The organism is Janthinobacterium sp. NKUCC08_JDC, from assembly GCF_019345575.1.
Classification (GTDB): Bacteria; Pseudomonadota; Gammaproteobacteria; order Burkholderiales; family Burkholderiaceae_D; genus Janthinobacterium; species Janthinobacterium aestuarii.
Map to the genome: position 1 here is coordinate 139870 of NZ_JAHKQW010000007.1, position 11483 is coordinate 151352.

General features: G+C 65.6%; 11 protein-coding genes. 7 read left to right on the plus strand and 4 right to left on the minus strand.

Annotated elements, in window-relative coordinates:
- Window positions 1-334: 334 nt before the first annotated feature.
- The 4 genes from KO538_RS18060 to KO538_RS18075 all read left to right on the plus strand — a co-directional run bounded on the left by KO538_RS18060 (window position 335) and on the right by KO538_RS18075 (window position 6258).
- Complete coding sequence (locus tag KO538_RS18060) at window positions 335-1354, plus strand: LacI family DNA-binding transcriptional regulator (RefSeq protein ID WP_034751748.1); 1020 nt, start codon at window positions 335-337, stop codon at window positions 1352-1354.
- A gap of 212 nt (window positions 1355-1566) precedes the next feature.
- Window positions 1567-2145 carry a superoxide dismutase gene (locus KO538_RS18065; RefSeq protein WP_034751750.1) on the plus strand — a complete coding sequence of 193 codons (579 nt, stop codon included), beginning with the start codon at window positions 1567-1569 and terminating at the stop codon, window positions 2143-2145.
- 129 nt (window positions 2146-2274) lie between these two features.
- Window positions 2275-5247, plus strand: coding sequence for a sensor histidine kinase (locus KO538_RS18070; protein ID WP_219329214.1), 2973 nt, complete (start codon window positions 2275-2277; stop codon window positions 5245-5247).
- Window positions 5248-5382: 135 nt separating this feature from the next.
- The gene (locus KO538_RS18075; protein WP_219329215.1) at window positions 5383-6258 is read left to right on the plus strand and encodes a Kdo hydroxylase family protein; all 876 of its coding nucleotides are present in this window, start codon (window positions 5383-5385) and stop codon (window positions 6256-6258) included.
- A gap of 6 nt (window positions 6259-6264) precedes the next feature.
- On the opposite strand, the gene KO538_RS18080 is transcribed toward KO538_RS18075, so the two are convergent.
- The gene (locus KO538_RS18080; protein WP_219329216.1) at window positions 6265-7845 is read right to left on the minus strand and encodes a CYTH and CHAD domain-containing protein; all 1581 of its coding nucleotides are present in this window, start codon (window positions 7843-7845) and stop codon (window positions 6265-6267) included.
- Window positions 7846-7966: 121 nt separating this feature from the next.
- Between KO538_RS18080 and mgrA the strand changes: the two genes are divergently transcribed.
- Both mgrA and KO538_RS18090 read left to right on the plus strand, forming a co-directional pair.
- Complete coding sequence (mgrA, locus tag KO538_RS18085; protein ID WP_219329217.1) at window positions 7967-9007, plus strand: L-glyceraldehyde 3-phosphate reductase; 1041 nt, start codon at window positions 7967-7969, stop codon at window positions 9005-9007.
- Window positions 9008-9084: 77 nt separating this feature from the next.
- Entirely contained in the window at window positions 9085-9570 is a 486-nt protein-coding gene (locus tag KO538_RS18090) for a hypothetical protein (RefSeq protein ID WP_219329218.1), read from the plus strand.
- On the opposite strand, the gene KO538_RS18095 is transcribed toward KO538_RS18090, so the two are convergent.
- The 3 genes from KO538_RS18095 to KO538_RS18105 all read right to left on the minus strand — a co-directional run bounded on the left by KO538_RS18095 (window position 9555) and on the right by KO538_RS18105 (window position 10881).
- Window positions 9555-10031, minus strand: coding sequence for a DUF2244 domain-containing protein (locus tag KO538_RS18095; RefSeq protein WP_070303940.1), 477 nt, complete (start codon window positions 10029-10031; stop codon window positions 9555-9557). The two genes, KO538_RS18090 and KO538_RS18095, sit on opposite strands and share 16 nt — an antisense overlap.
- Before the next feature lie 87 nt (window positions 10032-10118).
- A complete protein-coding gene (locus KO538_RS18100) occupies window positions 10119-10436 on the minus strand; it encodes a hypothetical protein (protein WP_034751758.1) in 318 nt (105 codons plus the stop codon).
- 115 nt (window positions 10437-10551) lie between these two features.
- Window positions 10552-10881: a hypothetical protein gene (locus KO538_RS18105; protein ID WP_070303941.1), complete on the minus strand. Its 330-nt coding sequence runs from the start codon at window positions 10879-10881 to the stop codon at window positions 10552-10554.
- A gap of 283 nt (window positions 10882-11164) precedes the next feature.
- Between KO538_RS18105 and KO538_RS18110 the strand changes: the two genes are divergently transcribed.
- Window positions 11165-11482 carry a DUF4148 domain-containing protein gene (locus tag KO538_RS18110; protein WP_219329219.1) on the plus strand — a complete coding sequence of 106 codons (318 nt, stop codon included), beginning with the start codon at window positions 11165-11167 and terminating at the stop codon, window positions 11480-11482.
- The last annotated feature ends 1 nt before the right edge of the window (window position 11483 follow it).

Here is an 11483-nt window from a genome sequence, read left to right on the forward strand (position 1 = left end):
ATTGAGGGCAGCGTGGCAAGGTCCATGCCATGGCGCGTGTTCTCCTATGAAAAGACACAAAAATCCGCCATTTCAAGATGCTGTTGTTTTTCGTGAAAACGTTTTCAAGCGTAGATCGGATTAGCGCTACGCGCGTAATCCGACAACATTGTTGGCGCAAGAGGCATGGTCCCGACGCATTGTTGGCTGCGCTGTGTCGGCTTACGCCCTGCGGGCTAACCCGACCTACTCCGACCTACCCCGACCGACGGCCCTGTAGCCATTTATGGTAATCTTTCGATGAAAAGGTTTTCAGAGCACTGAGAACCAGCCATCTTGATATCCAGGAATCACCTTGAACGATAGCGCCCACGCTGCTCCCCCTTCCACCCTGCTCGACGTGGCCCGCCAGGCCGGCGTGTCGCCCAGCACCGTCTCGCGCATCCTCAATGGCACGGCCAGGGTCTCCGACGACAAGCGCGACGCCGTGCTGGCGGCCATCGCGCACATGAAATTCGCGCCGAACCAGATGGCGCAGGGGCTGAAGAAGGGCCGCTCGATGACCATCGGCATCGTGGTGCAGGATATTTCCAGCCCCTTCTTCGACGAAAGCCTGCGCGGCGTGGACGACGGCTTGAAGGACACGGGCTACGCGTCCGTCATCGTCAGCGGGCACTGGAATGCCCAGGAAGAGGCGGACCGCATCCGCTTGCTGCTGGCGCGGAAGGTCGACGGCATCATCCTGCTGTCGGGGCGCATCTCGGACGAGAGCGTGCTCGATTTCTCGCAGCAGCGCCCCATCGTCTCGACGGGCCGCCTGCTGGCCACGAAAAGCGCCATCGGCTTCAAGCTCGACAACGAATACGGCGCCTACCTGGCCGTGCGCCACCTGGTGGAACTGGGCCACCGCCGCATCGCCTTCGTGGCCGGCCCCGCCAACAACACGGATGCGGCCGAGCGCCTGACGGGCTACCAGCGCGCGCTGCGCGAAGCGGACATCGCCATCGACCCGAAGCTGATGGTGGAAGGTGATTTCCATGAGGCAAGCGGGATGCTGGCCATGAACCATTTGTTCGATACCCAGCAGCAATTCAGCGCCGTCTTCGCCGCCAACGATCTGTCCGCCTACGGCGTGCGCCTGTGCCTGTACCGCAAGGGCATCCGCGTGCCCGACGATATCTCGCTCGTCGGTTTCGATGACTTGCCCGGCTCGTCCTATACGACGCCGCCGCTGACGACCATCCACCAGCCCCTGTACGACATCGGCCGCATCGCCACGGAAGCGCTGCTGGGGCTGATCAATGGCGAGGCCGTGCAGGCGGCCATTCCACCGCTCGAACTGATCGTTCGCGAGACCACCCGGCGCATCCGTTGAGGCTTGCGACCGGGAACTTTTCCGCCCGATTCAGGCTGAACGAGAATCACTACGCCAAAGGCATCCGCGACGCGTGCCGGAATCTGCAGCAATGGCGCATCCGCTTTACAATAGTGGCTCGTTCAGCAAGAATGCCTGCTTCAAGCAAGCTTGGCTCAACCCTCCGGCCACAGGCTGGAAGACTCCGAACACTCACCATAAAGGGACATCACATGGAACATACTCTGCCACCACTGCCATATGAAATGGACGCTCTGGCGCCGCATATTTCGAAAGAAACCCTGGAATACCACTATGCCAAGCATCACCAGGCGTATGTCACCAACTTGAACAACCTGATCAAGGGTACCGAGTTCGAGAACCTGTCGCTGGAAGAAATCATCAAGAAATCGTCGGGCGGCATCTTCAACAATGCAGCCCAGGTATGGAACCACACCTTCTACTGGAACGGCATGAAGCCGGCCGGCGGCGGCGCGCCTGCGGGTGCCGTGGCTGACGCGATCAACGCCAAATGGTCGTCGTTCGACAAGTTCAAGGAAGAATTCACCAAGTCGTGCGTGGGCAACTTCGGTTCGGGCTGGACCTGGCTGGTGCAAAAAGCCGACGGCTCCGTCGACATCGTCAACACCTCGAACGCCGGCTGCCCGCTGACCACCGGCGACAAGCCGCTGCTGACCTGCGACGTCTGGGAACACGCCTACTATATCGACTACCGCAACCTGCGCGCCAAGTACGTGGAAACGTTCTGGGGCCTGGTCAACTGGGACTTCGTTGCCAAGAACTTCGCGTAAGCGCGGAACCTTGTCAACGTAGGGCGAAAAGAAGCCTGCGCCACCCCGCGCAGGCTTTTTTTTGCCTGCTGAAAGGCACGGCGCTGCGCTACAATCACTGCCCCGCCACCGCTATCTCCCTCTGCCACGATGTCCGCTCGCCTGCTGCGCCGCCTGTTGATCCTGCCCCTGCTGGCGTGCCACCTGCACGCGTGCGCGGCCGCCCCATCGCCCCTGCTGTCCGACTACACCCACAACGCCTGGGGCGCCCTGCAAGGCGCGCCCGTCGATGTGCTCAAATTCGCCCAAGGCAACGATGGCTGGCTGTGGATCGCCACGGCCACCGGCTTGTACCGCTACGACGGCGTGCGCTTCGACAGGGTCGACAGCGTGTACGGCCACCGCCTGCCGTCGAGCAATGTGCTGGGCCTGGCCACGCCGGCCGACGGCGCCGTGTGGGTCGGCTACCGCCTCGGCGGCGTCAGCGTCTTTCGCAAGGATGGCACGCGCACCTACCGCGAAGCGGACGGCTTGCCGCCGGGCGCCGTGTTCCACATCGAAGTGGCACCCGACGGCGCCATCTGGGTCGGCACGCGCGATGGCGCGGCGCGCCTAGCGCCGGGTGCGGACCGTTTCGTTGCGCAAGCGGCCAACGTGGGACTGCCCGACAAGCGCGTCTACCAGATCCTGTTCGCCCGCGATGGCACGCAGTGGATGGGCACCATGCATGGCGCCTATTTCCGCAGGCCGGGCGAGACACGCTTTTCCCTCGCCTGGCCGCGCACCATCCTCACCGGCATGGATGAAGCGCCCGACGGCGCCATCTGGGCCGTCGACGCGCAAAGCAATTACTACCGCGTGCGCACCAGCGCGCCGCGCGGCGATGCGCCCATCCGGCCCGACGCCAGGGGCAACAGCATCCGCTTCGACCGCGCCGGCACCATGTGGCTGATGCAGCCCGATGGCATCGAACGCAAGTTCGACCCTTCCGGCCCCAGCCTGCCGGCCCAGCGCCTGACGCGCCAGAACGGCATCAGCGGCCCGCTGCCGCAAACCTCGTTCCAGGACCGCGAAGGCAATCTGTGGTTCGGCACCTCGACGGGCCTGGACCGGCTGCGGCCGAACCGCCTGAAGACCCTGAGCGTTGCCGTGCCCTTCGACCATCCCGGCATGCTGCCGGGGCCCGATGGCGACGTGTGGATCGGCGACTACGTGAGCGACGTGCGCAGCTTTACGGCCGATGGCATGAAAAAAGTGATATTGAAGGGGGCGCTGGCGGCCAGCCACTGGGCGCCCGACGGCACGCTGTGGCTGGGCAACGAGCAGGAACTCCACCATCGCGCGCGCAACGGCGCCATGACGCGCGTGGCGACGCCCGTGCAGGGACTCGATCCGCAGGCGCTGCAGCAAGACCGCTCGGGCGCCCTGTGGGCCTCGTTTTCCGGTGGCGGCCTGTTTCGCCTGAACGAAGGAAAATGGAGCGCCAACGGAGGCCTCTCGGGCTTGCCGACGGTGCTGACGACAGCCATGGCGATGGATGGCGCGGGCACCGTCTGGCTGGGCCATGCCGACAATACCATCAGCCTGGTGGCCGACGGCCAGCGCGCGGGCGCCGTCAAGCGGCTTGGCGCGCCCGAGGGCCTGCAAGTGGGCACCGTGCTGCAGCTGTACCGCGATGGCGACGCGATGTGGGCCGGCGGTGAAAACGGCGTGGCCCTGTACCGCGCCGGCCGCTTCCACACCTTGCGCGGCGCGCGCGGCACGGTATTTCGCGGCGTGTCGGGCATCGTGCGCCTGCCGGACGGCGACCTGTGGCTGCATGGCGCGGACGGCATAGCCCATATCGGCGCCGCCAGCCTGGCCGCGTGGATGCGCGACGGCAGCGCCGTCGCCTCCGAACGCTTCGACGCGCTCGACGGCTTGCAGGGCCATGCCTCGCAGCTGCGCCCCGTGCCGTCGCTGATCCATGCGCCCGATGGCAAGCTGTGGTTTTCCACCTCGGCCACCATCGGCATGCTCGACCCGCTGCATATCCGCCGCAACGCCCTGGCGCCGCCCGTGCAGATCCACAGCCTGCTGGCCAATGGCGTGCGTTACACGCTGGACGATGGCAAGCCGCAGCACCTGCCGCAAGGCAGCAAGACCCTGCAGATCGGCTTCACGGCCCTGAGCCTGTCGATGCCGGAACGCGTGCGCCTGCGCTACAAACTGACGGGCGTGGACGCCGGCTGGCAAGAAGCGGTCGGACGCCGCGAAGCCTACTATACCAACCTCGCGCCCGGCAGCTACCGCTTCGAGGTCACGGCCGCCAACGAAGACGGCGTGTGGAACACGCAAGGGACAGGGCTAGCCATCGTCATCGCGCCCGCCTTCGTGCAAACGCCGTGGTTCGTCGTGCTGCTGGCGCTGGGCGCCGCGCTGCTGCTGTATGGCGGCTATGTGCTGCGCATCCGCCACCTGACGCGCAACATGCAGGAGCGGCTGCAGGAACGCTTGCAGGAACGCCTGGCCGAACGCTCGCGCATCGCCCGTTCGCTGCACGACACCCTGCTGCAAAGCGTGCAGGGCCTGATCCTGTCGTTCCATGCGCATGCGGACATGCTGCCCAAGGGCACGCGCGAACGGGCGCGCCTCGACGGCACGCTCAACCTGGCCGACCAGCTGCTGATCGAAGGACGCGACCAGATCATGGACTTGCGCGCCTCGGCCGAACCGGACGAACTGCGCCTGGCGCTGCAGCAATTCGGCAAGGGCCTGGCCGAGCACCGCGCGCACGCGTTCACCGTGCATGTGAGCGGCACCTGCCGGCGCCTGCAGCCGCGCGTGCATGACGAGATCTATGCGATCGCGCGCGAAGCGCTGTTCAACGCCTCGCGCTATGCCGAAGCGGCCAACATCGTGCTGGAACTCGACTATGCGGAGCAGGCATTCACCCTGCGCGTGCGCGACGACGGCTGCGGCCTCGATGACGCGGTGGCGCAAGCGGGCCAGCGGCCCGGCCACTGGGGCCTGGTCGGCATGCGCGAGCGCGCCGCCGGCATCGCGGCCAGCCTGCGCATCGACAGCCGGCCCGGTGCCGGCACGCAGATCGAAGTAAGCGTGCCGGGCCGCCTCGCTTACTGAGGGCGCGCCGGCCGCCGGGCTGGCTTTATGTGAGCCGCGATCGCGCCGCACCGTGAACTGCATCTGCGCCAGCGCAAACGGGAGCGGGCGGCAAGCGCCCATACTGGCCGCTCCGATGTCTTACCCGTTTGTGCCATGAGCAAACTCATCGATATTTCCCTGGACCGGTGGGACGCCCGCGGCAACGCCGCGCAGCAGGCGGCGGCGCAGCAGGCACTCGAAGATGGGCAGGTGCTGCTGCTGCCCGCGCTGGGCTTTCCCCTGCGACAGGAAGAGCATGCGCTGCTGAACGGCGCTGTGGGTAGCGCCAGCAGCGCCAAGAACATCAGCTGGGAACCGGTGCGCGGCGTGCGCGGCCATGGCGACGCCTACGATGCGACCCTGCTGGCCGCGCTGATGCAGCGCTATGCGCGGCACACGCAGCGCCTGCTGGCCGGCTTGCTGCCTGGCTATTCGGCTCATCTGCAGCAAGGCAAGGGCAGCTTTCGGCCCGTGGAAATCGCCGGCCGCGTAACTTCCTGGCGCAAGGACGATACGCGCCTGCACGTCGACAGCTTTCCCTCCTCGCCCACGCAGGGCCGGCGCATCCTGCGCGTCTTCACCAACATCCATCCGCGCGACGCACCCCGCGTGTGGAAACTGGGCGCGCCATTCGAGCAAGTGGCGCGGCATTTCCTGCCCGTCGCGAAAGGTCCGCAACCGGCGCTGGCGGCCCTGCTGCAATGGCTGCGCGTCACCAAGTCGCGGCGCACGGCCTACGATCACTATATGCTGCAGCTGCACGACGCCATGAAGGCCGACCTCGGCTACCAGGCGCAGGTGGAACAGCACACGCATGCGTTCGCGCCGGGCCAGACGTGGATCGTCTTCAGCGACGCCGTATCGCACGCGGCCCTGCGGGGACAGCATGCGCTGGAGCAAACCTGGCTGCTGCCCGTGCGCGCCATGGCCGCTCCGCACAAGTCGCCGCTGGCCATCCTCGAGCGCCAGTTGCAACGTCCGCTGACCTAGCCGGGCTCAGGCTGGCAAGCGGACCGCCTTGAAGCGCCGCCAGGCCTTGTGCATGCGGCCATCGCTGCCTTGCGCCTGCGCGCGCGCCGCCAAATAGCCGCGCACGAAGGCAGCATGCAGCCGCAACCGGTCCTGGGCCGACTGGTCAGTCTGGCCGGTCTGGTCGGCCGGAACTTCGGGCAATTCCTGCAGCAGCCGGTCGGCCACCTGCACGTCGTTGAGCCAGCCCAGTTCATCCTGCAAGGCCGACAGCCGCCCCACATACGGATGCACGGCCCTGCCCGCAAACAGCGAGGCAAAAAATTCCGTCGCATAGCGCGTCTTCTTGGCCGCGATGCGCACCCGGTGGCGCTGCTGCGGCGTCGCATGCAGCAGGCGCTTGCCGCGCTGCATCAGGCGGCGCTGGTCCTTGCGCAGGGTGGCACGGGCAAATGGCGAAACGCGCGCGTCCAGGCGCCGCAATTGGCGCGCGGAACAGCTGTCGCGCCAGGCGCGCGCCTGCAGCCAGCGCTGCAAGCCCAGCATGCAAGCCGTGTAGCGCGCCGAGGTGACGGCCTGGGCAGCCAGTTCGTGCTTGATGCGCGCCTGCGCGTGCGCCGCCTCCGCCAGCGCCGCCGCATCCGTGGCCGCCTCGCCATCGAGCTGCGCCAGGGTATTGCCCGCCAACACATCCCAGTCGCGCGCCTCGCCCAGCGCGCCGCCCAGCCACTCGAGTTCGCCCTTCAAGGCATCGGGCAGCGCCAGCAGGGACTTGAACATGCCCAGCGCCGAACGCAGACGGCGCAGGCCCACGCGCATCTGGTGTACGCTTTCCACGTCCTCGCCCCCCGCCACGCCATCCTGGTTGCCGCTCACCTGCTCGAGGCAATTGCCGCAGATGTCGATGAAGGCTTGCTGCACCGTCATGCCGTCATCGAGCCGCAAAGGCTGCGCCTTGACCGCCTGCAGAGGCTGTGACGCCGCCAGCCGGTAACCGCGCTCCGCCTTGCTCATGTGGCCCAGCTGCAGCGGCACGTCTTGCAGCAGGGCCAGCGCCACGTCGAACAGGCTGGACGCCTGCCCCTGCTTCAATTCCAGTTCGATCTCGCTCACGGGCACGCTGCGCGCGGCGCCATCCGCGCCGCTTTCGATGACACCCTGGTCCAGCACGCATTCGATCTGGTCGCCCTGCGGCGTGCGCAGCTGCCATACGGTGCGCTCCATGCGCGTGGTAAACACGGGCTGCAAGGCGTCGCGGATGGCGTCCTGGCGCAGCAGCGCGCGGATGGGCTGCTTGCGGCCGATGGCCGAGTCGAGCGCGGCCAGATCCGGTTGCGGCCCCGGCACCTCGCCCTCCCATTCGTGGCGGCTGTGCAAACCGCCGCTGACCGTGCCGCCGGCCTTCAGGGTTTGCACCCAGCGTCCGTCCACCTGGCGCACGCGCAAGCCCGCCTGGTGGCGGCACAGCTGCAGATCGGGTGTGTCGACATAGATATCGTGCATCCGCAGCAGTTGCGGCTCGCCTTGCGTGGATTGCGCCAGCAGCGGGTGCGCGCGCAAACGCGGTACATCTTGCTGTGCCAGCAACAATTTCAATTCAATTTCCATGACCACTCCTTGCGAGACTCCTGATCGCCCATTGTAAGGCGCGTCCGGCCACGCGTACGGCGCACGCACACGGACCTTGATTTTGCGCGAAAATAAGCGCTTCATTCAACGAGGAGATGCCATGACCTACCACGCCGCCGAGAACCGCTACGACAGCATGCAATACCGCACTTGCGGGCGCAGCGGGCTGAAACTGCCGCTGCTGTCCCTGGGACTGTGGCATAACTTTGGCGACAGCAACAATCTGGCTTCGCAGCGCGACATGCTGCGCACGGCGTTCGACCTGGGCATCACGCATTTCGACCTGGCCAATAACTACGGCCCGCCGTATGGCAGCGCGGAAAGCAATTTCGGCAAGCTGCTGCGCGACGATTTTCTGCCCTATCGCGATGAGCTGATCATTTCCACCAAGGCGGGCTGGGACATGTGGCCGGGCCCGTACGGCCAGGGCGGCGGTTCGCGCAAATACGTGCTGGCCAGCCTGGACCAGAGCTTGCGGCGCCTGGGCCTCGATTACGTCGACATCTTTTACTCGCACCGTTACGACGCCGACACGCCGCTGGAAGAAACCATGGGCGCGCTGGCCACCGCCGTGCAGCAGGGCAAGGCGCTGTACGTGGGCCTGTCGTCGTATTCGCCGCAAAAGACGGCCGAGGCGGCCGCCCTGCTGAAGGAGTGGAAAGTGCCGTGTCTGATCCACCAGCCAGCCTACAACATGCTCAACCGCTGGATCGAGGAAGACGGCTTGCTCGACACCCTGCAGCAGGAAGGCATCGGCTGCATCACGTTCACGGCGCTGGCGCAGGGGTTGCTCAGCGACAAGTACCTCGATGGCGTGCCGCAGGATGCGCGCGTCAACCGGCCCGGCGGCGGCTCGCTGATGCAACAGCATCTGAGCGCGGAAAACCTGGCCCGCGTGTGCGCCCTGAACCAGATCGCCGCGCAGCGTGGGCAAACCCTCGCGCAGATGGCGCTGGCCTGGGTGCTGCGCGATCCCCGCGTCACTTCGACCCTGATCGGCGCGAGCAGCAGCGCGCAAATCCGCGAAAACGTAGCCGCGCTGCAGCAACTGTCGTTCACGGCCGACGAACTGGCCGCCATCGACGTGCAGGCGCGCGAAGGCCATATCAATCTGTGGGAAGGTCCGTCGCGGGCGACCTGATCACCCGTCCTGCGCTTGTGGCGGCGGCAGCGGGCAGGTAGACTGCCGCCGCCGTCCAACATTTATCACAAGGTTCCATGCACGCCATCCCCGCCATCACCTTTTGCCTGCTGCTGTCCTGTGCGGCCAGCGTCCGCGCGGCCAATTATTGCGACTCGCCGCAATGGTCGATCGTGCACAACAAGAGCTACGACGAGGTGATGCAGATCGCCACGAAGCGCGACAAGATCCGCGACGCCGAATGCAGTTTTACCGATGTGATCCTGAGAATCCAGAACGAGGAGGCGGGCATCGGGCGCTATCCGGGCATCCTGCTCATCGCCGACGCGCAGGATGAAAACTTCGTCGTCACCAGCCGCGTCGGCGCCTACACCATCTTCAGCTACCGCTACAACGACAAGCGCCTGCTGCAGTTTGCGATGAAAGATCACAGCTGGGCGGAAGGGGAAGCGTTCCAGGCCGGCGCCTACAAGATCACGGGCGTGAAGGAATTCAAGACCATCACGGGCTTCCCCACCACCTTGCTGGTGGTACAGACATTCCAGTTTTACGGGCCCAAATAGGGCGGCAGCAACGCGCCCAGTTCCTGCGCGACTTGCCGGCGCCGTTCCGGCGTGGCGAAGACGCCCACCGCCACGTGCCGGGTAGCATCATACATATCGTTGATGTGTATCAATTGGCGCGGCCCTTGCGGCATGGCGATGCGCGTGCGCCACGGCGCAAAGTGGTGGCGCCGGCAATGCCCGCCGCTGACCTGTTCGATGATCAGCTCGCCATCGCGCAGGGCGATGTGTTCATAGTCGCGCGCGTGGCGCAGGTAATGCAGCAGGGCGGTGGCCACCAAGCCCAGTTCAACGAACGAAAAGACGGGAATGTACCAGAGGCCGCGCAGCGCAAAGGCGGCGGCAATGACGAGGGAAAACAGGCATAGCAAGCCATAGGCGCGCAGCAACTGGCGCGCCGTCAAGGCACTGTGGCGCGCGAGCAGCCATTGCGGCTGCTCGCGCGAGTGATCGCGTGGCATGGCGCCTCCCGCACTATCGCTCCATCACCGCAGCGGCCTTCGCCGCCGCCAAGTTCAGCCAGATCGTTCAGCCAGCTTGCGCCAGGGTCAGGCGCCCATGCGCACCAGCGCATGGCCCACGTGCTGCCACCAGTGATCGCGCGACTTGACCTGTTTCAGGCAAGACGTGTCGATTTCCGTGGGAAACACGTGATCCTGGCAAGCCTTCGTTTCCAGGGCATAGCGCTGGTTTTCCGCCGCCGCCAGGGCCACGATCAGCCAGAACGCCAGCGCCAGCAAGACCACCAGCAAACTCCAGGCCAGGTGGTTGGTATTACTTTTTTCGCCAAAAAACTCGCGTGGCCGCGTCTCGCGGTACATCGACATCAAGTCTTTTTCTTTCTCTTGCGACATCTGCGTTTGCATCCTGTGACATCCTATCCTGTGCCGGCCGGCTGGCCATGGCGGCGCGCACGCCGCCTTGCCGCCATTTTACGCTGATGGCGCCACAGCGGCGGCAATTTGCGGCCGGCCTCTGGCATCAGGGCCGTGGCACTGGCGCCTGGGGAGCGCCGGGTTCGCCATCGCCGTCCTCTGCCGGCCGCACGGGCGCCATGCTTTCCACGTGGTCGACGTCGATATCGCCGCCGTCGGGCGCCGTATTGCGCGGCTCCACGCCGGCCCGCTCGCCCGTGCCCGCGGCATCGCTGTCGTTATCGAGCTCTTCCGGGTCCTGGCCCGGTACGCCCTGCATGTCGCTGCCGCTGTCGGAACTGTCGCTGGGGCCCAGCGCCCCCTTGCCATGGCCGCTGCCCAGGACGCGGTCGGGGATGACGGGCAAATTGTCCGGATCGAGTGAACTGCTGCTCATGGCGGCCTCCGTTAACAAAAAAACCAGCTTACTCCCCTGGCCCGGCCAGCGGCGCACGCCTGCACGGCCTTTCCCCCAGGGAATGCGGCGGCACACAACTATTTTCATAAATTACTTCACAAATGTACTATTCATTGCTATAGTTAATTCAAGTAAGCATCTTCTCACCCAGAAACTGCTTCATCGATGGCACGGCGCCCACCAGCGCCATGCCGCCGAACCGACCGGTACGTGGCGATCCGGCCCATCCACCCAGCCATCAAGCACATTTTGGAGTCTTATCATGCAAGCCAAATCCCTTATCGCAGCATTGTTTGCCGTCACCACCGCCACCTCGGCTTTCGCCCAAAGCGCCGTGCCTGCCACCACGGGCCAGCAATTGTCGCGCGAACAAGTCACGGCCGAATACGTCCGTGCCCGCAACGCCGGCGAAATCGCCCCCAGCGAAGTCGACTATCCGAAAACACCGGCCACCGCCGCCAGCCAAGTGACGCGCGAGCAAGTCATGGCCGAGTTCTACGCCGCCCGCAAAGCTGGCCTGATCCCGCAAACGGAAGCGGACTTTGACGTCGCGCAAACGGCAAAACACGTCGTGCAATAAG